The sequence below is a fragment of the Allomuricauda sp. NFXS6 genome (assembly GCF_040148835.1).
Classification (GTDB): Bacteria; Bacteroidota; Bacteroidia; order Flavobacteriales; family Flavobacteriaceae; genus Flagellimonas.
The window spans coordinates 80,918-101,029 of the sequence record NZ_JAGEMG010000010.1; the positions used below are offsets into that span (position 1 = coordinate 80,918).

At 41.9% G+C, this 20,112-nt stretch carries 18 protein-coding genes; 6 read left to right on the plus strand and 12 right to left on the minus strand.

Translation table 11 applies throughout. From position 1 onward, the window contains the following. Positions 1-9: 9 nt before the first annotated feature. Positions 10-708 (minus strand): SIMPL domain-containing protein, encoded by a 699-nt coding sequence (locus J4E06_RS14710; RefSeq protein WP_349524733.1) that lies wholly within the window; start codon positions 706-708, stop codon positions 10-12. Between the two features lie 123 nt (positions 709-831). On the opposite strand from J4E06_RS14710, the gene J4E06_RS14715 reads away from it, so the two are divergent. Beyond that, the gene (locus J4E06_RS14715) at positions 832-1,968 is read left to right on the plus strand and encodes a glycerate kinase (protein WP_349524734.1); all 1,137 of its coding nucleotides are present in this window, start codon (positions 832-834) and stop codon (positions 1,966-1,968) included. Here J4E06_RS14715 and J4E06_RS14720 read toward each other — a convergent pair. The 4 genes from J4E06_RS14720 to J4E06_RS14735 all read right to left on the minus strand — a co-directional run bounded on the left by J4E06_RS14720 (position 1,965) and on the right by J4E06_RS14735 (position 4,082). Beyond that, entirely contained in the window at positions 1,965-2,567 is a 603-nt protein-coding gene (locus J4E06_RS14720; RefSeq protein ID WP_349524735.1) for a GNAT family N-acetyltransferase, read from the minus strand. The two genes, J4E06_RS14715 and J4E06_RS14720, sit on opposite strands and share 4 nt — an antisense overlap. A 109-nt stretch (positions 2,568-2,676) precedes the next feature. Then, positions 2,677-3,147, minus strand: coding sequence for a hypothetical protein (locus tag J4E06_RS14725; RefSeq protein ID WP_349524736.1), 471 nt, complete (start codon positions 3,145-3,147; stop codon positions 2,677-2,679). Positions 3,148-3,200: 53 nt separating this feature from the next. Continuing rightward, a complete protein-coding gene (locus J4E06_RS14730) occupies positions 3,201-3,695 on the minus strand; it encodes a Dps family protein (protein WP_349524737.1) in 495 nt (164 codons plus the stop codon). Between the two features lie 210 nt (positions 3,696-3,905). After that, a complete protein-coding gene (locus J4E06_RS14735) occupies positions 3,906-4,082 on the minus strand; it encodes a hypothetical protein (protein ID WP_349524738.1) in 177 nt (58 codons plus the stop codon). A 259-nt stretch (positions 4,083-4,341) separates the two neighbouring features. Here J4E06_RS14735 and J4E06_RS14740 point away from each other — a divergent pair, with 259 nt between their 5' ends. Together J4E06_RS14740 and J4E06_RS14745 are read left to right on the plus strand one after the other, a co-directional pair. Then, positions 4,342-4,674: a single-stranded DNA-binding protein gene (locus J4E06_RS14740; protein ID WP_349524739.1), complete on the plus strand. Its 333-nt coding sequence runs from the start codon at positions 4,342-4,344 to the stop codon at positions 4,672-4,674. 139 nt (positions 4,675-4,813) lie between these two features. Next, positions 4,814-5,218 (plus strand): hypothetical protein, encoded by a 405-nt coding sequence (locus J4E06_RS14745; protein ID WP_349524740.1) that lies wholly within the window; start codon positions 4,814-4,816, stop codon positions 5,216-5,218. Positions 5,219-5,394: 176 nt separating this feature from the next. On the opposite strand, the gene J4E06_RS14750 is transcribed toward J4E06_RS14745, so the two are convergent. The 7 genes from J4E06_RS14750 to J4E06_RS14780 all read right to left on the minus strand — a co-directional run bounded on the left by J4E06_RS14750 (position 5,395) and on the right by J4E06_RS14780 (position 16,809). Beyond that, a complete protein-coding gene (locus J4E06_RS14750; protein WP_349524741.1) occupies positions 5,395-6,948 on the minus strand; it encodes a M20/M25/M40 family metallo-hydrolase in 1,554 nt (517 codons plus the stop codon). Positions 6,949-7,261: 313 nt separating this feature from the next. Next, positions 7,262-8,104, minus strand: a complete 843-nt coding sequence (locus tag J4E06_RS14755) for a phosphatase PAP2 family protein (protein WP_349524742.1) — start codon at positions 8,102-8,104, stop codon at positions 7,262-7,264. Positions 8,105-8,134: 30 nt separating this feature from the next. After that, positions 8,135-9,037, minus strand: coding sequence for a histone deacetylase family protein (locus J4E06_RS14760; protein WP_349524743.1), 903 nt, complete (start codon positions 9,035-9,037; stop codon positions 8,135-8,137). Next, positions 9,038-11,170, minus strand: a complete 2,133-nt coding sequence (locus tag J4E06_RS14765; protein WP_349524745.1) for a Tex family protein — start codon at positions 11,168-11,170, stop codon at positions 9,038-9,040. Between the two features lie 109 nt (positions 11,171-11,279). Further along, complete coding sequence (gene metG, locus J4E06_RS14770) at positions 11,280-13,424, minus strand: methionine--tRNA ligase (RefSeq protein WP_349524746.1); 2,145 nt, start codon at positions 13,422-13,424, stop codon at positions 11,280-11,282. A 144-nt stretch (positions 13,425-13,568) separates the two neighbouring features. Next, the gene (locus tag J4E06_RS14775) at positions 13,569-15,287 is read right to left on the minus strand and encodes a DUF1501 domain-containing protein (protein ID WP_349524747.1); all 1,719 of its coding nucleotides are present in this window, start codon (positions 15,285-15,287) and stop codon (positions 13,569-13,571) included. Between the two features lie 10 nt (positions 15,288-15,297). Next, complete coding sequence (locus J4E06_RS14780; RefSeq protein WP_349524748.1) at positions 15,298-16,809, minus strand: DUF1800 domain-containing protein; 1,512 nt, start codon at positions 16,807-16,809, stop codon at positions 15,298-15,300. A 170-nt stretch (positions 16,810-16,979) separates the two neighbouring features. Between J4E06_RS14780 and J4E06_RS14785 the strand changes: the two genes are divergently transcribed. From J4E06_RS14785 to J4E06_RS14795, 3 genes are all read left to right on the plus strand, one after another. Continuing rightward, positions 16,980-17,339, plus strand: a complete 360-nt coding sequence (locus J4E06_RS14785; protein ID WP_349524749.1) for a YraN family protein — start codon at positions 16,980-16,982, stop codon at positions 17,337-17,339. Between the two features lie 53 nt (positions 17,340-17,392). Further along, a complete protein-coding gene (locus J4E06_RS14790; protein ID WP_349524750.1) occupies positions 17,393-18,052 on the plus strand; it encodes an aspartate kinase in 660 nt (219 codons plus the stop codon). A 73-nt stretch (positions 18,053-18,125) separates the two neighbouring features. Further along, complete coding sequence (locus tag J4E06_RS14795) at positions 18,126-20,108, plus strand: DUF3352 domain-containing protein (RefSeq protein ID WP_349524751.1); 1,983 nt, start codon at positions 18,126-18,128, stop codon at positions 20,106-20,108. The last annotated feature ends 4 nt before the right edge of the window (positions 20,109-20,112 follow it).

The window sequence follows — 20,112 nt, forward strand, 5'->3', positions numbered from 1 at the left end:
GCCTTGCCGTTAATTGGACAAGGCGAATTTTACATTTACCGTGGTTTCCACCTTTATTTTTTCAAAATCGATGTCCAAGGGCTGTGCATTTCCCATATCGGCGGAAACAGCTTTCATTTCCATCATAGGAGCTTGATTGTACCTTGTGTAATACTGCGAGTTATCTGCAATATGAATGGCCATCCCCACTTTTTGCCCTAATGGCTTGGTCAAGGCATTCGCTTTTTGCACCGCTTTTTGCACGGCCCTTGTTCTAAGCTCCAGTTCCAGTTCCTCCATTTTGGAATACTCGGTTTTTTCAATACTGGTGTTGGCAATGTCCAATTGTTCCAAAGCCATCATCACATCGCCAAGTTGTTTTCCTGAATAAACCACTAGGGAATATTGTTTGCTTTTGAGGACTTCTTTTTGACGCAGAAAGTACTTTTTAAAGTTGCTGCCCATATCCTTGATGACCAATTGCTCCTCTAAATCTATGTCCATTGCCTTGAAGCGCTGTGCCATTTGATTTTCTTGTTCCTCGACGGAAACACGACCTTTTGTATCTTTTTCCTGAATGATGATGTTGAGATAGATCTTATCTGGTGTGACCAAGGTGTCCACTTGCGCTTGGGTTTCCAAGTAGGGAGTGTCCAAAAAGTTTTTGGATTGGGCAAAAATTACCGAAGAGAATAGAACTGTGGCTATAAAAATGATTGTTTTTTTCATGATGTAATTTAATTAAAGTTAAATGCTTCTCCCTAATATTCAAAACCTATGCCGCATTTTTCCGAGTTGACGGATTCGCTTAAATGTGTGGGTTAACTCGATTAACTTGAGTACATTGTAGGTATGAAATTTATTTTGGCACCCGATAAATATAAAGGCTCGTTAACAGGACGTGAATTTTGTGAAACCGTTGCTCTTGGCATCAAAAAAGTTTTTCCAAATGCTGAAATTGTAAATAGGCCATTAGCCGATGGTGGCGACGGTACCATTGATGTGGTTGCAGATTATCTAAATGCTTCAAAAGTATCCATAACAGTAAAAGACCCACTTTTTCGGGAAGTTACCACACAGTATTTGCTTTCGAAGGACAAACAAACAGCATTCATCGAAATGTCCGAAGCATCGGGCTATAAATTGCTCAAAAAGTCTGAAATGAACTGCATGGACACCACTTCTTTAGGTACTGGTGAAATGATTGCAGACGCCCTTGAAAAAGGGGCGAAAAGTATTGTGCTGGGCATAGGAGGTAGTGCTACCAACGATGGGGGAATGGGCATGGCGAAGGCCTTGGGCTATTCGTTTTTGAATGCTGATGGTAAGGAACTGGAACCTATTGGGAGGAATTTGGGCAATGTGAAGGAAATCAATCAAGATAATGTGAACCCGAAGTTGTCTGGGGCCAAAATCCAAGTGGCCTGTGATGTCAACAATCCCTTTTATGGAGAAAATGGGACAGCCAAAATTTATGGGGTGCAAAAAGGTGCTTCCGATCAGGATATTGAGTTACTGGACCGAGGATTGCAAAGTTTTGCCAAGGTGCTGCAATCCACGTTTAATGTTAATGTACAGAACATACCTGGGGCTGGAGCTGCAGGAGGCGTAGGAGGGGGTGCTGTGGTTTTTTTGAATGCCGAACTGGCGTCTGGTGTTGACTTGGTGATGGAGCTTGCCAATTTTGATGAGGTTTTGGAAGGTGCCGATTGGGTTATTACGGGAGAAGGGCAGTTGGATGGTCAGACTTTTTCGGGGAAAACTATCAATGGGGTAGTGCAGTCTGCGAAAAAGCATCAAGTACCCATTGCGGCATTTTGTGGTTCCGTCGATGTTACCATTGATGACATGCAACAAATGGGATTGGATTACGCCGTTTCCATTCTCAATCAAATAGGAAACTTGGATGATGCGAAGGCGAAGACTGTCGAAAATCTAGAGATGGCCAGTTACAATTTTGCCCATTTGGTGAAGCTGAGCAAAGACTAGCTCAAATACCTTTTCTTCATTTTATACTCCAAGGAGGTTTTAACGGTCTTCCATTCGCTGTTTAAAATGGAAAATACCACGGTATCCCGAAGATTTCCGAATTCATCAACACGGTGATTTCTTAAAATCCCATCCTGTTTGGCTCCCAATCGAAGAATCGCATTTCTAGAGGGATGGTTGTGGAAATGTGTTCTGAATTCCACGGCGATACAGTTCAGATTTTCGAAGGCATACTTTAGCAATAGGTACTTGCACTCCGTATTGATTCCGGTGCGCTGTACTTTTTTGGCGTACCAAGTCGCTCCGATTTCCAATCGTTTGTTTTTCGCATCAATATTTAAAAAGCCGGTGCTCCCCACAATGGTGTTGGTTTTTTTGTTGATGATGGCAAAGGGCAATGCGTTTCCCTTTTCTTGCTCGGAAAGGGCCATATCCAAATAGGCATCTATGGTTTTGGGAGAAGGGACGGAGGTGTACCATAGTTCCCACAAATTTCCGTCAGATGCAGCGAAGGCCAAATCCACTTTTTGTGATTTTTGAAGCGGGACAAGCTTCACCGATTCACCTTCCAGTTGCAAGGGATATAACCAAGAATCCATAGGATGATTTTAATGCTCAAATATAAGTTTTAATCCATCGATTTAGACAAAGAAAAAGCCAAGGAAAACCCTTGGCTTCATCATCAATCAAAAAACGTAATTATATCAACTATTCTGATTCAAACTCGTCGATAATAAAGAAGTTTTTACTTTTCTTTTTCACGACATAGTTGCTTTTCAATACATCGTAGTGCATTGTTTTGTCACCCACAATGATGTCAAACCCTTTTTCGGTCTGCGCTACTTCAAAATCATTGTTTACGGTACCTTTATATTTCAGCACCATGTAGTCGTCATAATTTTTATCGGAATCACTGTCAATAGCTACCAATTTTGATACAAAGGGGGAGGTTGATTTTCTATCTTGATTGACCAAGCCTCTATCTTTGCTGTCCAGTTCCATTCCGTATTTTCTTCGCTCCATCACCTTTACGCTGTATTCTTTTTCTTTTCCATCTTCGGAAACGGTAAAGGTTTTAAGTTGTGTGGTGGCCTTCATGACCCCTGAATTTTGGTTTTGTCCATATCCCGCAAATGCGGTCAAGGTCGCTAATGATAGTATGGTGAATATCTTTTTCATAGTATTATTTTTTGTGGTTAATAAATCGGTTTTCTGGATGAATTGTTTATCTCTTACTTTAAGTAAGATGTGAACATCCAGTGTCTTTTCTCCAACTCGGTCATAAACTCGGTCAACATATTTTCTGTCACAACATCGCCGGTTTCGAGGGCTGCATTCACGCCATCGAGCATACTGTCGTGCAAGATTTCGTAGTCTTGCATTACTTCTCTTACCATTTCCAAAGCAGAAAGATTTTTCTCTTGCTCTTTGATTTTGGAAAGTTCCATGGTTTTCTTCATGGTAAAATTACTTTTCACACCGAATACTCGGATTCTTTCGGCGACGATGTCAATATTTTCTTTTACCGTGTTGTATTCATTTTCAAACTCTTCGTGGAGTTCAAAAAAATCGGGTCCTTCAATGTTCCAGTGAAAATTTCTAAGCTTATTGTAGAATACTTGATAATTGGCCAGTAAAGTATTTAGACTGACCACAATTTCAGCGGTTTCCAAATAAGTAAATCCTAGTTTCTTAAAAGTTTTATTTTTTGCTTTAATAGCTTCCATATAATATGTTTTTGATTTGTTCAATTACAATGTACGAGTCAATACTTGATAGGATTGATTGGAATGATGTAATCCTTGATGCAATTGATTTTTGAACCATATTTTAGGGTAAATAGGTCAAATACTTATCCCGATTCTTATGATTGTTGGCGGATAAACCTATATTAAGGCAAAAACAATTATTTAGTTTAATTTAACCCTTATTGGAAGCTATTTTGGGTTTGATGGGTCGCTATCGTTCTTGATGATAAAATCACTGCGAAGGGATTTATAAATTTCGGGAGAAATATCGGTCAAGTATTCATTCTCTACGCCAAATACTTTTTGAGGGTTTCCATGGGCAAGGTCTTGTTCCTCTACATATATAGTTTCGGATATATCGTACATTTTTTTACATAGGCTAAATCTTTTGACAACTTTATATTTATTGATACTTCTTATGTGCACTTGGTTGCGGTTTTTGGGTTGTCCAATTAGACACAGTCATTGTGTATAAGTCACTTTTAAACAGTTGTAACGGTTTACATACGTTTACAAACGAAAACAAATAATTACAAACCGAATAGGGTTTTTAAGTGCTTCTAAGTTTGCCTCGTCGGACAATGAGAGTTCGATGGATAATTTTAAAAACTTAAATCTTACTATTATGAATTCACTTAGAAACAAAGTACAACTGATCGGCAACCTAGGAAACGACCCAGAGATCATCACCTTGGAGAACGGGACTAAATTGGCCAAATTTTCCATTGCAACAAACGAATCCTATAAAAATGCAAAAGGGGAGAAGGTAACCGATACGCAATGGCACAATATTGTTGCATGGGGCAAGTTGGCCGAAATATCAGAGGATTTTTTGTCCAAAGGCAAAGAGATTATAGTTGAGGGCAAACTCATGAATCGCTCTTACGAAACCAATGAAGGTGAAAAAAAGTATATCACCGAAATTAAATGTAATGAGCTATTGATGCTCGGAAAGTAATTGTTGTTGCTTAATGACGACTAAAAGGGGGTAACTCCCCTTTTTTGTTTTCCTGTAGGGTAAATGCATTTTGAGTTGTTACATAAACAGACGCCAGAACTTTAGTAATTGAATAAAGTAATTTTTAAAACGTATTTTAATGAGGGTAGCAACTCCACTTATGGTACTGTTTGCTTTGGGTCTGGCGACCATGGTTTCGGCACAGGACAATACAGTTTCTTTTTATGAAAAACAGGCTCGTAAAGATGCCCATCTGGAGCAAACTTCAACTTTTTCCAGCTTAGAGGATGAAAAAGACTTTTGGAACGATCAGATACGCTACGAAACCGATCTGCAAAATCAAAATAGTGCAGCGTACAAGGTTTATATGGACGAAAAAAGAATGGCGTATTCCAAACACGCACAGGCATGCGATAATAATTGTGTACACAGTGACTACTATTATCAACAGGCTAGTTTCTATTTTACATACAAAGCCAATGAACACTATTCCAAGGAAATAATTGGCGCAATAGTCCAAGTAGCTTCCCCAAGAATTTTTTAAATGTGCATTCTTGGTTGGTTAATTAAAAGAGGAGGTCTAAAAAGTATTCATAACTTGATTTGTCAGGTTGAGCCTGTCGAAACTGATATTGATTATCAGTAAGCTGAAAATATTTCGACAAGCTCAATATGACATCGCCTTACTTTTTAGACCTCTTTTTTTATAAATACCTTTCTTTAATTCTGACCACCATCACGTTCGGGTGAACGAGGTGTGGGCCACTCCAATTGTTCGCCTGTTCTGTTGCTAATGGGCAGCACCGCTTTTTCTCTAGATGTTTTCTCGGGATGCTCGCTGGCCATATAAGCGAGAATGGCCGTAAGGATAGCGTTGTTTCGAACGTCATCAAAAATAATCTTGTCATAGGTGTCCCGGTTGGTATGCCAAGTGTAGTTCCAATAGGACCAGCTCAACGAACTTAAGCTAAAGGCGGGCGCTCCTGCCGCTTGGAACGAAGCATAATCAGAGCCGCCACGTGCCGGGGTTCCGGGAAAGGTTGTCTCGATTTCATCAGTGATTTCCTTTGGCACTTCGTGCAACCATTTCCCGAGATAATCATAGGAATCCAAAAATCCGCCACCGGAAATTCGAACCACTCTACCGGTCCCATTATCTTGGTTAAAAACCGCTTGCACACCCGCTACGATTTCCGGGTTGTCTTCAACAAAAGCTCTGGATCCATTCAATCCTTGTTCTTCGCTGCCCCAGTGTCCCACCAAAATGGTTCGTTTTGGGTTGGGATACGCTTTTATCAAAATGCGCATGGCCTCCATCATCACTAAGGTTCCTGTACCGTTGTCTGTAGCGCCGGTTCCACCGTCCCAGGAATCAAAATGGGCGGATAATATCACATATTCATCAGGTTTTTCGGAACCTTTGATCTCCGCAATGGTATTAAATGTGGGCATTTTACCCAATTCTTTGGATTCCGCCACAATATTAAGTTCAGGTTTTTGACCCGATTCCACCAATCGGTATAGCATCCCGTAGTCTTCCAGTTCAAGATCCACTGTCGGGATTTCTTTGGTATAAGCTCCAAATATTTTGTTTACCCCAAACCCTCTGGACCAATACGAAGCAACAATGCCCACGGCTCCTGCTTTTTCCAGAGCAACAGGAAGGGTGCGTCTGTCGAGTCCTGTGTTCCCTATATTTTTTCTCCAAGCTTCAGTTTGCTCTTCACGTTCTTTTTTCATCTTTTCAAAGGACTTTTCGGTGGCAAACTCTTCCCAGTTGTAATCAGGTCTTCCTGTGGGTTGTGGCATAGAAATCATTACCAGTTTGCCCTTAACGTTGGACAGCCAATTCACAAATTCGAGGGAATCGGAAACCGTGGGTAGAACTACCAGCTCGGCAGTTACTCCTTTTTTTGGGGTGCTTGGGCTCCAAGCTAGTTGTGTTCCTTTCAGGCTTTGTACCCTAGGGTGCACCATATCAATATGGGTTATTCCACGTTCCCATCCTTTCCACTCGCCCCATTGTTCGTTGCGGGCAGGGATTCCCCAACTTTCATATTTTTTAACGGCCCAGTCGTGGGCATTTTTCATTTGGGGTGTACCAACCAATCGTGGGCCTATGCCATCCATAAGTTGATGGCCCAATGTTTCCAGTTGTGAGTTTTCGTTGGCTTCTTGAATGATTGCATCAATCACTGCATCCTTATCCTGAGCCAGCACAGAAATGCTGGATACAAGGAGCATAGCAAATAAAAGGGAGATTTTTTTGATCATGGTTTCTAGTTTGCTTTAAAAATAGCACAAATAAAGAAACCTTTTGGGTTTGGACAGGAGATAGCGGAGATTAAGCGACTTTTTGAAGAAGATCAAAGCACGGACACTTTTTACAGCGTTTGCTTTCACTTTTCTTGTATTTTTTGCAACACTTGGATTTTACCTTGCCTGTTGGAGGTAATTCTCTAAGCTTAGCCTTTTTAAGTTTCTTCTTGTCCTTTTTCTTTCCCATTATTAGAAGCGAAATAGGGTGCGAAAATAACTATTTTAAATCAATCTAAATAAAATTTAACATAATTGTATTTCCAATCTATTAAAAATGAAGGGAGACACCCAAAGTGTTTGGACTAAAAGAAAGATTCCAGCTAACGTTTTTGGGATTTGTGTCGTTGTACTTCTCATCATACTTGGAGTCCAAGTATCTATCAATAGACTCCACAATAAAGATGCTCAACACTGTACTAAAAGCCACATCGGAAACCCAATGAAAATCATCTATAATACGTACAAGCCCAGGAATCATCCCAATAGTGTAAAGTCCACCCTTGACCCATGGGCTTTTAAATTGTTTGGCAATGGCATATGCGTTGCTAAATGCGAGCATGGCATGGCCTGAAGGGAAAGAATCATAATCATATACCCTGTCCAAGTGGAGCGGATCGAATGTAGCGGAACTTGCTCCGCTTTTGGGCCGTGCCCTGCCAATGATTCGTTTGCTCACCTGTTGTAAAAAACCTCCAGCCGTAGCGGAAGAAATTAAAAGCACGCCTGTGCGTCTCAATTTTTCATTTTTGGTAAAGAGTCCAGCAAGATATACTCCCCCTGTAAACATATAATTGTTCTCTGGACTTCCATATTCATTGCCATAGTCTATAACAAAATCAGGAATATCATCTTCAAAACCATTCTTCCAATCACTGAGTTCATCATCTACGGTAAATAAAAGCAATGTACCTCCCGTTAAATATCCAAAATTGGCCCAGTCGTTCCCTTTCCAATGGAATGGTCGGGAATAGGAATAGCCTACACCCCCAAATATGTTTCCAACATCGTAGGTGAAATTGTTCCAAAGGTTTTTCTCTTTTTTAATCTGAAGTTCTTGACCGGTCATAGTAGTGGTCAATAAAACTAGGATGAAGTATTTTATAAGTCTCATGATGTTGAATTACCAAACTAGTCGGCAAAATTATTCATACATTTCATGGGCAGTACGAAAAGTATTGGCATGTGCTTCCACAATTCTTTTAATATCCGGAGAGTATCCGCCGCCCATACTGCATTGCACTGGGATTTTAGCTTCGTAACAGGTTTGAAGCACAAAGCGATCTCGTTCCTTGGAACCTTCCAAAGTCATGGACAGCGTACCCAATTTATCTGATTCCAAAACGTCCACACCACAGAGGTAAAAAATAAAATCGGGTTGAACTTGCTTCAACAACTTGGGAAGGGTCTTTTTTAGAATAGAAAGATACTCTTGATCGGTTGTGCCTTTCTCTAATGGGATATCCAAGTCTGATGTTTCCTTTTTAAAGGGATAATTGCCTTTACCATGCATTGAGAATGTAAAAACAGAATAGTCTGTCTGAAAGATTTCCGCAGTGCCATTACCTTGATGCACATCCAGATCTATTATTAAAACTTTGTTGGCTAGTTTGCTGTTTAAAAGATAACGTGCGCCAATGGCTTGATCGTTCAACATGCAAAAAGCTTCGCCTCGACCGGAATACGCATGATGTGTTCCTCCCGCAATGTTCATGGCGATACCATTTTCGAGCGCAAATTCGCATCCTTTTATGGTGCCATCCGCAATAATGCGTTCGCGTTTCACAAGTTCATCACTTAACGGAAAACCAATCTTACGTGCAGCACTTTTGGAGAGATTTAAACCAACCAAATCTTCGAAATAAGCTTCATCATGTGCCGCCAAAATATGATGATCTTCGGGTAGCGAGGGTTCAAAGAAGTTTTCTTCCGAACAAGTGCCTTCATAAAGCAATTGCTGGGGCAATAATTCGTATTTAATCATGGGGAACCGGTGCCCTTCCGGCAACGGATGCTTGTAAATGGGATGGTAGGCTATTTTTACCATTTAGGCATCTTGTTTATGTAATGCTAACTGTATGCGTTTTCTGGGCACGTCCACATCCAAGACTTTTACCACCACTTGCTGATGAAGGCTAACATGTTCATTGACATCTTTTACAAAAGTATCGGATAGATTGGAGATATGGATAAGGCCGCTTTCTTTGATTCCAATATCCACAAAGCATCCAAAATTGGTGATGTTGTTGACAATGCCGGGCAACAATTGCGCTTGGTGCAAATCTGTTATTTCCTTTATATTTTGATTGAACGTAAACACTTTCGCTTTCTCACGAAGGTCCAATCCTGGTTTTTCCAATTCTTTCAGAATATCTTCCAATGTTGGCATTCCTATGGTTTCCGTACAATAGGATTTGAGGTCGATGCCTTGCAAGGCTGCTTTATTCCCTACAATTTCTTTGGTGGAAATGCATTGGTCTTTGGCCATTTTGGAAACCAAACCATAACGTTCTGGATGAACGGCAGAATCATCCAAAGGATTGTCCCCATTTTTGATGCGTAAAAACCCAGCACTTTGCTCAAAGGCCTTGCCTCCCAGACGTGGTACTTTTTTAATTTGCTCCCTGCTTTTGAACTTTCCATTTTCATTTCGGTGGGCGACAATGTTCTCCGCTAGTTTTGGTCCAATACCGGAAACATAACTCAAAAGGGGAACACTCGCCGTGTTGATGTTGACTCCAACGGAGTTCACGCAGCTTTCCACGACCGTGTCCAAAGATGTTTTTAATTGGGTTTGGTCCACATCGTGCTGATATTGCCCAACGCCGATAGATTTGGCATCAATTTTTACCAATTCGGCCAAAGGGTCTGCCAAACGGCGACCAATGGAAACGGCTCCCCGTACCGTAACGTCATAATTCGGGAATTCGTCGCGGGCAATTTTGGAAGCAGAGTAAATGGACGCTCCAGCCTCGCTTACGATAAAGACTTCAATGTGTTTCTTGAACGGAACCCGCTTTACCAACTGCTCGGTTTCCCGAGAGGCCGTTCCGTTGCCTATGGCAATGGCCTCAATTTTATAAGCATCTACCAACGAACTTATTTTTTTGATGGCTCCAGAACTATCGCGCTGTGGTGGATGGGGATAAATGGTTTCGTTGTGCTTTAAATCGCCCTGTTCATCCAAACAAACCACTTTGCAGCCCGTTCTAAAACCAGGGTCAATAGCCAAGATGCGTTTTTCACCAAGTGGGGCACCGAGCAATAGTTGCTTCAGATTTTTGGAGAAAACCTGAATGGCCGAAGCGTCCGCTTTTTCTTTGGCAGTTTTTAAAAGTTCATTGGACAACGATGGCAACAAGAGTCTTTTGTAGGCATCGGCTATTGCCAATTCAATTTGTTCCGCACACGCATTGTTGGTTTTGATCAAGCGCCGTTCCATATTTTGGATAGCTCTTTCGTCATCTATTTCGATTTTTACTCGGATAAAACCCTCCTTTTCAGCTCGCATAATGGCTAAAAAGCGATGCGAAGGGGAGCGGCTCAAGGGTTCGCTCCAATCGAAGTAGTCGCGGAACTTTTGTGCTTTCTCGTCCTCTTTTTTGGTTTTGATGACTTTGGTCGTAATCAAGGCATGGCGCTCCAACTGACCACGCAGCTGATTTCGGATGTCGGTACGCTCATTGATCCATTCCGAAATGATGTGTCGAGCTCCTTCCAACGCATCGTCTTCGTTAACGACATCCTTGCTCAGATATTTGGAAGCGATAAACTCGATTTCATCGCTACGTTGTGCCATAATGATTTTGGCCAAGGGCTCCAAACCATTTTTTCGTGCGGTTTCGGCTTTGGTCTTTTTGCTTTTTTTGAAGGGAAGATAAAGGTCTTCCAAACTGGTAAGATCGGTACAGTTCAAAAATTTTGCTTCCAGTTCAGGAGTTAGCGCATCTTGCTCCGTTACCGCTTTGATGATGGCTGCTTTTCTTTTTTCCAGTGCTTCGAACTGAGCTTTGTACTCCACGATGGAACCGATTTGCACTTCGTCCAAATTGCCCGTGCGTTCTTTTCGGTATCGCGAAATAAAGGGTACGGTGCAATCTTCGTTTAAAAGTGCCACGGTGTTCTCAACACTCTTTTCTGAAAGATTGGTATGGCGAACGATATAGGGGACAAGTTGCATGATGTTTGTTTAGTATTTGTCACTTCGAGCGCAGTCGAGAAGTCATTGCGTTCAAGTTTCTAATGTGGGTCTCGACTGCACTCGACCTGACAGTTTCTCAGGATATGAATTAATTTATGGTTTCCCCGTTGCTTACGTTTTCCTCATCAGGATTGACAAATACGAGTTTGCCATCTTTGTCTTCCGTCATCAAAATCATACCTTGACTTTCCACACCACGCAGTTTTCTTGGGGCCAAGTTGGCAACAACGGTTACTTTTTTGCCCACAATGTCCTCTGGTTTGAAGCTGTTGGCAATTCCTGACACAATGGTTCTTGTATCCAGTCCAGTATCCACTTTTAATACCAAAAGTTTATCGGCCTTCGGCATTTTTTCAGCTTCGATGATGGTTCCCACACGCATATCCAATTTGGAGAAATCATCAAATGTGATAGTGTCTTTTTGTGGGGCTACTTCTTTGTCCATTGCACCTGTGCTGAGCGTAGTCGAAGCATTGATTTTTTTGGTGGCTTCGAGTTTGTCCAGTTGTTGTTGAATTTCCTTGTCCTCTATTTTTCTGAAGAGCAGTTCACTTTTGTTGATGGTGTGTCCGGCTGGAAGCAAAGCCTCCGCAGTGGCAACGCCATCCCAAGTGGTCTCGACGGAACCTGTACCGAGCGGAGTCGAGGTGCTCGACCTGACACTATCTTTGTCATTCTGAGCAACGCGAAGAATCTTTTTCAATTTAGTTGAAGTAAACGGCAAAAATGGCTCACTAAGTACTGCCAACCCCGTCGCAATTTGAAGCGCCACGTACATTATGGTCTTTACGCGCTCTTCGTCGGTCTTAATCAGTTTCCAAGGTTCAGCATCCGCTAGGTATTTGTTTCCCAACCGGGCCAAGTTCATCAATTCTTGACTTCCTTCACGGAATCGGTACCTTTCTAATGAGTTACCCAATATTCCAGGGTAATCTTTCAAGGCTTTCAAAGTCTCCAAATCCGTCTCGGAAAATTCGGCCGGAGCGGGGACAACCCCATCGTAATATTTATGGGTCAGTACAGTGACTCGGTTCACGAAGTTGCCAAAAATGGCAACTAGTTCGTTATTGTTTCTTGATTGAAAATCTTTCCAAGTAAAATCGTTGTCCTTGGTTTCAGGGGCGTTTGCAGTCAATGTGTAGCGAAGCACATCTTGCATATCTGGGAACTCTTCTAAGTATTCGTGCAACCAAACCGCCCAGTTTTTGGATGTGGAAAGTTTGTTGCCTTCAAGGTTCAAAAACTCATTTGCGGGCACATTATCTGGTAAAATATAGTCGCCATTGGCCTCCAACATACTAGGGAAGATGATGCAGTGGAACACTATGTTGTCCTTACCGATAAAATGGACCAATTTGGTGCTTTCATCCTTCCAATAAGGCTCCCAGTCCTTGCCTTCACGTTCCGCCCACTCTTTGGTAGAGGATATGTAACCGATGGGCGCATCAAACCATACGTAAAGTACCTTTCCTTCACCTCCTTTCACAGGAACTGGTATTCCCCAGTCCAGATCCCGAGTTACGGCACGGGGTTTTAGGCCTTCATCAATCCAGGATTTACATTGGCCGTACACATTGGGTTTCCAGTCGGATTTATGTTCTTCCAAAATCCATTTTTTCAAGAACCCTTCGTAGCGATCCAAAGGTAAAAACCAATGTTTCGTCTTTTTTAAAGTTGGAACTGTTCCTGTAATGGTCGATTTTGGATTGATAAGATCCGTAGCATTGAGCGATGATCCACAATTTTCACATTGGTCGCCGTATGCTTCCTCGTGACCACATCTGGGGCAGGTTCCAATAACAAATCTGTCCGCTAAAAATTGCGCGGCCTCGTCATCGTATAATTGCTCAGTTTCTTCCTCAATAAAATCACCTTGTTCGTACATTTTTTTGAAAAACTCCGAAGCAGTGTCGTGATGCACTTTTGCGGATGTCCTGGAGTAATTATCAAACGAAATACCAAAATCAACAAAGGATTTTTTGATGATACCATGATACTTATCTATTATTTCTGTGGGGGTAACGCCTTCTTTTTTAGCCTTCATGGAAATGGCCACACCATGCTCATCGCTACCACACACAAAGGCGACATCGTTGCCCTTTAGGCGTAAATAGCGAGTGTAAATGTCAGCAGGAACGTAGACGCCCGCCAAGTGCCCAATATGAATGGGGCCGTTGGTATAGGGAAGTGCTGCAGTTATGGTATACCGGGAAGGAGATGTATTTTGAGCCATGTAGAATTCTAATTAGGCCCCAAAAATACTGATTTTAACGGGATACACATAAAAAACAAAACCCTCGAAAATGCGACCCTATTTGGGGTGAGGGGTACATTGCCGAAGGGTTTCGAAAAATGGACAATAATGTGTCCGCTTTTTTTAAGAAATCATCACTGATTTGCTCATTTTTTTATCACCTACAGAAATTCTGTAAATGTATTTTCCTGTGGATAAACTGTCGCGCATGCGTTCCCGAATGTTGATGTCCACGGCACCTTCCAGCATCATTTCGTTGAACAATGTTCCCACACGTTGTCCCAAAATATTGAAGAGCTCAATATCCACATGGGCCGAAACGGGCATTTCCAAATGGATATATGGGTCTCTTGGGGATGTTGCTGGATACACTGCTGCATGTGCAATGGTATCCAAAACATCAACATTGGGATCCAAGGGATCTTGACTTGGTGGTGTATCCGGTAATATTGGTGGATCATTGTCCATGGCAATATCATCAAAGGTTTCACCACTACAGTTAAAGCCAAGGTCGATGGCTTGATAGGGATGGCCCAATAAGTGTTGTTCCACGGATTCCCTTGGAACACAGAGCCATTCGGCCAATACGGTTCCATAAAGGTTTCTAAAGTCCATAGTGTATTCCAGATTTCCTCGGTTGTTGGGTTCATCCAAGGACGGGTGTTCCCCAACAAAAGCGCTACCGCTCAATCCGGAACCAAAGAACAGGGTGGGTGCCGCTTTTCCGTGATCGGTACCATTGGAACCATTTTCAAAGATTCTTCGGCCAAACTCGGAGAAGGTCATACTCAGTACGTTATCATCCTGTTCTGTGAAAGCAAGGTCTTCGTAGAAATTATTGATGGCAACGGACAGGTTGGACATTAAACGCTCGTGCACTATCGGTTGATTTCCGTGGGTGTCAAACCCTCCCAAAGAAATCATATATACTTTGGTACCCAAATTTCCTTTGATCAAGCGCGCCAAGAGCGCCAATTGTCGGGCAAAACCATTGTCTTGATACTCTACTTGATTTTGACCCGCCATATAAGCATCATGAATGGTACCTGCATATTCATATGTTGTATTGGCTACGCCTCGTAGAAACCTCAATTGGTCTCCGTACATACAGTCATCAAAAGGCGCATTTTCGATATCGTAAAAGAATCCCGTCTCTGCAATTTGCTCCAATTGATCCACATTATTGGTCACAAATGCGTAGTTGGTTTCCTCGCCTTGAAAAACCATATTGGCCAAGTTTCCAATTTGAATGGCCGCAGGTGCCGGTGGTGGATTGATCAGATAATCTGGATAAAGCTCCTCAAAATGTCTACCCATCCAACCAGTATTTTCTCCAGAGAAACCGGTAGTTGTTAAATCGGTATTGGCAAAAATATCGGAGCCCGTAAAGTGGGACAAACTTTGGTTTTCGTACCCTACGCCATGCACGGCCTTGAACTGGCCATCTCCCCAAAGGGATTCCAGGGCGCTCATATAAGTGGGCACCCCAAAATCATCGGTAAGCTTTAAGACCTTACTTTCTGGGATATAGATGTTTGGCCTTGCATTTGCATAAGTATCATATTGTTGTATAGGAATTACGGTGCTGAGTCCGTCGTTTCCACCCGATAATCGGATCAGGATCAAAATATTGTCTGTTTCCGCGGCAGCTACTGCGGCTGTTAGCGGTGAAGGTGAGGAAGCCGAAATCATATGGCTTCCCAAAAACATGGAACCTGAACCTGCGATGCCCAAGGCTTGGACAAAGGAACGTCGGCTCCATTTTTTATGTTCTAGATCGTGGCCTTCGTGTTCTAGGCCTTTGTGAGGGGATTTATCGTGGGTATGGTGATTATCGCACATGGTGATGGGGTTATTTGAGTTGAAATTCGGGTTCTCTGGATAAATGGCGTAACAATAGATAAACTTGGGTAGGTACTTCCATACTTGATGAAAGAACCCACCAACCGTTACCACCGGGAATATAATCAGGTGAGTAATATTCTTCCGGGACATCATCGATTTTGAAGGCATCCATGGCCTTTTCAAAATCAGCATCCGTCAAAAGGCCCTTTGGCGTAAACTTGTTCACCAATGCCCTGACCACTGTTTCAGGATTGCTGGTATTGCTGTCGGCCGGTCCAACAGCATCCATGGCCAGCGTTCTAAACTGTTCCGAATCGTTCTGGAAAAAACGATCAATGAAAACTTCCATGGTCAGCCAACGGCCAATAATAAAGTTGGTGTTTATCCAAGTTCGGTCCCGTTGCCAACCTTCCACTTCGGGAGGTTCAAAAAATTCTTGCCCGATCAAGGAACATGCATCAATCATATTTAAAACAGTTCCGTCATCGTAAGAGAAACCGGTTTCTTTTAAAAAGTTGAAGTAGAGGTCCGCAGGACTTTTAATGATCACACCGATTGCGGTTTCATCAAAAAAGTGCTGACTTTTGAACAGTTGACGAAGAACAGGAGCAATTTCAAATCCACTGCTGATAAAGGTCTGGGCCATTCCGTCAATAATTTGTGGGGCAATCCCTCCATCTTCGTTTGTGGAATCGGGATGAACAAAAAACTCGTAAAGCTTTTTACAGATAAACCATCCGATCTCATTAGCTCTTTCGTTGAAAAGAATGTCGATGACATCGTCGTAGTCCCAATTCCCTGTTTGACCGAATATGGTTTTATTCTCGGTATTGAATTCCGTGGGGTCAAAAGTAACTTGTGTACAACCTTCTTCTCCGCGTTCTGTGTAACCAGATATTGCTTTGGAAGTTTCAATAATGTCTTCTTCGGTGTAATTGTTCCCTTCTCCCAAAGTGAAAAGCTCGTAAAGCTCACGAGCATAGTTCTCGTTGGGGTTGTTGCCTCGGTTTCGTACACCGTCCAAATAATAGAGCATGGCACTGGTGAGACCTATTTCACTGGTAAAGGTCTTGAAATTGCCCAGGGCATTTCGCTGCAGACAGTTGATATAGTAATACAGAAACCCTGGACAGTTATACGTCCTTAATTGAGTAACAAAATGGTTGCTCCAAAAGAAACTGAGCCTATCCAACAACTCGTTTTCCACCAAGGCATTCCCGTAAGACGTGGTAAAATCTTCAATTTGCGCTCGTCGTAAGGCACGGGCCATATCATCATCGGCAGGATAATTGGCATCGTTCCAGTCGGCCCATTCCGGCGCAGGTATAGTAGGTGCGGCAAGCGCTTGATTGACCAAGTTGTCCACTAGGGTGTCCGCTGCTTGTCCGACAGCGGCGTTGATGGTTTGTACTGAGGCACTAAAACCAAGCCTTCGGTACAAGTGGGCCGCACGTAACTCATCCAATGGAGTAGTGTACGGCGCCAAGGTTGAGGAATTACAATTGATAAAGTACTCCATAGCAATTTCTGGCGTTAATATGGTACATAGTTTTGGGGCAACTATATGTTTATGCTAATGTTGGATGTGGTTCAATTGAGCCAACAAAGTACAATCTTAACGCTCCAAAGTCCATGAACAACCAAATTTTTCGATGAAATGCACATTTTTTTTAGATTTTTACAAATCATATGGCAAATCATAACACATTTGGAAAACTTGGAGAGCAAAAAGCAGTTGATTTTTTGAAGGCTTCAGGCTATGAAATCAAAGCGCGCAACTATCGGTACCTCAATGCGGAGGTGGATATCATTGCCGAGAAGGAGGGGTTTTTGGTGATTGTTGAAGTAAAGTCAAGAAATAAAGGGTTTTTGGAGGATATATCCGATGCAATATCACCCAAAAAAATCAAACTTTTAACAATGGCTGCAGACCATTTTGTAGCAAAGAAGGACTTGGATTTAGAGGTTCGATTCGATATAATCACGGTAATCAAAAACGGTAAAAATTTTAACGTTGAGCACTTTGAAAATGCATTCTATCATTTTTAACCATTTGTTTGTTTTGTAACAATATGTTATTTTTGTTCAAAACCAAGCAATAAATGAAAACAATATCTGCTGTTGTCGAGCATTACATTAAGAAAAAACCTTTTCTTCAAACAGCTTTGGCGCAGGGCATTATCAATTTGACTTCTTTGTCCAGACAGATAAAACCCGAAATCGCTGAAGAATTGGGTAAAGATGTTAAAGATGGTGCCATTGTGATGGCCCTTAAACGCCTTTCGGACGATTTGGAGTTCAGGGCCACGCACAAAATCGTAAAGGTGCTCAAAAATATCGGTGAGATTACGGTGCGCTCCAACCTGACGGATTACACTTTTTTGGCCTCCGATACCATATTACAGCAACAAGCGAGATTGTTGGAAGAGGTGAATGCCAATCAAGATGTATTTTATACATCTTCCCGCGGTGTGAACGAAATCAATATTGTGATCAGCAATGTGATGGACGAGGTAGTGGAAAAGTACTTTAAAATGGAACGCTGCACTCAAAAGGCGGAAGGGCTTTCTTCCATTACCGTAAAATTGCCTGCAGAGAACGTTTCTGTTCCAGGTATATACTATTTCATCTTTCAAAGATTGGCTTGGGAAGGCATTGTCCTCTATGAGGTAATCTCCACCACCAACGAGTTTACCATTGTGGTGAACGATGAGCAAGTGGATGTCGCTTTTAAGACCATCAAAGATTTAAAATCACTCTAAAACCAGATTCCCTTTATTGGTCTAAACTAAAACGAAATCTTCTTCGTTGTAGAAAAAGACACTTTTTGGAAAAATGACCAAAAAAAGGATTCTTTACGGTTTTTTGGGCCTATTGGTACTGTATCTGTGCTATTTGGCCTATATTTTTATTCTCTCTCCCAAGACCAATCTCCAGTCCATTTACCTAATTCCGAAGGATGCAGTTTTCATTATTGAGTCGGAACAGCCTGTGGAAAGTTGGGAAAAAATAAGCAAAGGCAAAACTTGGCGCCACCTCAAAAAGAACGCGTATTTTTCTGATCTCACCGAAAATATACAACGGGTAGATACGGTTTTCAATGACAATCATAAGTTGTTCGAATTTTTTGACAACCGCTCCCTTTTTATTTCTGTTCACATGATCTCACACAGGGATTATGGGATTTTTTATGTGCTGGATCTTAAACGTATTGCTAAACTACAATTACTCAAAACTTATTTGAATACGTTGCTGGATGATGGTTATATGCTGAGCAAACGAACCTATCACGAACATGAAATTTTAGAGGTGCACGATAGGGAAAGTAAGAAAACCATGTATCTGTCCTTTATCAAGAATCAATTGGTGGCCTCATACACCCATACCTTGGTAGAAGCTTCCATAGATCAATATCTGGAACCTGTCTTGGGTCGTAACCTCAATTTTTTAAAGATCAACCAAAAGGTGGGGCACGAGGATTTATTCCGAATGTATGTACAGTACCACTATTTTAATGATTACATAAAAATGTATTCGGACAGGCCTTCTGATTGGGTAAAACGAGTGAGCGAAAACTTTTTGTTCTCAGGTTTTTATTTTGACCTGGACGAAAACAGTACACTCACCGCCAATGGGTACACCAACATTAGTTCCGTTAACGAGTATTATTTGGAAGCGTTGCAAAAATCCGGGACCGCCAAACGATCTATTCCAGAAGTGGCGCCCAACAGTACGGCACTTTATATCAGCTATGGATTTGATAGCTTTTCCAAATTCTACAAGAATTTTGAGATGGTACAGCAGAGTGATCCTGAGCAGTTCGAGAGTTACCAAACAAGTATTGCCAAGATGGAGAAATTCCTGAAAATCGATGTAAAGGAACATTTTGTAAGCTGGATCGGGAACGAAATTGCCGTGCTTCAAATTCAATCCCACATTACTAAAGGTAAGAATGATGTAGCCTTGGTACTCAAAGCCAACGACGCCGAAGCTGCCAAGAAAAATTTGACTTTTGTGGTAGAACAGATCCGCAAAAAGACACCCGTAAAATTCAAGGCGGTAAATTATAAGGGCTACGAAATCAATTTTTTGTCCATCAAAGGGTTTTTTAAAATATTGTTGGGTGGCAGGTTCGATGAGTTTGATAAACCTTACTTTACCCAGATTGATGACTTTGTGATCTTTAGTGACAGCCCCAATACCCTAAAGGGTATTATAGATAAAGTATCGGAGGGAGATATACTTGCGACTTCGGAAGAATTTAAAAATTTTGATCAAAGGTTCGATTCGGAATCCACTGTGTTTGTGTACGGCAATGTGCCCTTGTTCTATGATAATATGTATGCCCTGGCCGATGCTCCCACCAAACAAAAAATGCGGAAGAACAAGGATTTTATAATCTGTTTCCCGCAGGTAGGACTACAATTATCACCGGAAGACGATTTGTTTGAAAGTCGTTTGGTATTGAACTATCGGAACGTGGAGGAGGTCAAAAGGACATTTAAAACGTCAACATCTGTCAATAAAGCAATTCCAAAAAAACAAGCTTCGGCTTCAACGGAGATCACCGATGCTGTTTTTGATTTGACACCCATCTACCCAACCGATTTGAATGCTAAATCGTTCAGTAAAAAATATGCAAACGGAAACATTAGGTTTGAAGTAGACCTGAAAGATGGGCTCAAACATGGTCGTTACGAGGAATTCTATTCGGATGGTACTCGAAAAATCCGCGGTCGCTTCCGCGATGATGAGCAGGTGGGCACGTGGCGTTATTATGACAAAGAAGGCACCCAAGTCCTTAAAAAACGATTTTAATAAG

Bases quoted from the DNA above. Each gene is read 5' to 3' on its own strand.
- J4E06_RS14710 (WP_349524733.1), bottom strand. From the start codon at position 708: ATGAAAAAAACAATCATTTTTATAGCCACAGTTCTATTCTCTTCGGTA.
- J4E06_RS14715 (WP_349524734.1), top strand. From the start codon at position 832: ATGAAATTTATTTTGGCACCCGATAAATATAAAGGCTCGTTAACAGGA.
- J4E06_RS14720 (WP_349524735.1), bottom strand. From the start codon at position 2,567: ATGGATTCTTGGTTATATCCCTTGCAACTGGAAGGTGAATCGGTGAAG.
- J4E06_RS14725 (WP_349524736.1), bottom strand. From the start codon at position 3,147: ATGAAAAAGATATTCACCATACTATCATTAGCGACCTTGACCGCATTT.
- J4E06_RS14730 (WP_349524737.1), bottom strand. From the start codon at position 3,695: ATGGAAGCTATTAAAGCAAAAAATAAAACTTTTAAGAAACTAGGATTT.
- J4E06_RS14735 (WP_349524738.1), bottom strand. From the start codon at position 4,082: ATGTACGATATATCCGAAACTATATATGTAGAGGAACAAGACCTTGCC.
- J4E06_RS14740 (WP_349524739.1), top strand. From the start codon at position 4,342: ATGAATTCACTTAGAAACAAAGTACAACTGATCGGCAACCTAGGAAAC.
- J4E06_RS14745 (WP_349524740.1), top strand. From the start codon at position 4,814: ATGAGGGTAGCAACTCCACTTATGGTACTGTTTGCTTTGGGTCTGGCG.
- J4E06_RS14750 (WP_349524741.1), bottom strand. From the start codon at position 6,948: ATGATCAAAAAAATCTCCCTTTTATTTGCTATGCTCCTTGTATCCAGC.
- J4E06_RS14755 (WP_349524742.1), bottom strand. From the start codon at position 8,104: ATGAGACTTATAAAATACTTCATCCTAGTTTTATTGACCACTACTATG.
- J4E06_RS14760 (WP_349524743.1), bottom strand. From the start codon at position 9,037: ATGGTAAAAATAGCCTACCATCCCATTTACAAGCATCCGTTGCCGGAA.
- J4E06_RS14765 (WP_349524745.1), bottom strand. From the start codon at position 11,170: ATGCAACTTGTCCCCTATATCGTTCGCCATACCAATCTTTCAGAAAAG.
- metG (WP_349524746.1), bottom strand. From the start codon at position 13,424: ATGGCTCAAAATACATCTCCTTCCCGGTATACCATAACTGCAGCACTT.
- J4E06_RS14775 (WP_349524747.1), bottom strand. From the start codon at position 15,287: ATGTGCGATAATCACCATACCCACGATAAATCCCCTCACAAAGGCCTA.
- J4E06_RS14780 (WP_349524748.1), bottom strand. From the start codon at position 16,809: ATGGAGTACTTTATCAATTGTAATTCCTCAACCTTGGCGCCGTACACT.
- J4E06_RS14785 (WP_349524749.1), top strand. From the start codon at position 16,980: ATGGCAAATCATAACACATTTGGAAAACTTGGAGAGCAAAAAGCAGTT.
- J4E06_RS14790 (WP_349524750.1), top strand. From the start codon at position 17,393: ATGAAAACAATATCTGCTGTTGTCGAGCATTACATTAAGAAAAAACCT.
- J4E06_RS14795 (WP_349524751.1), top strand. From the start codon at position 18,126: ATGACCAAAAAAAGGATTCTTTACGGTTTTTTGGGCCTATTGGTACTG.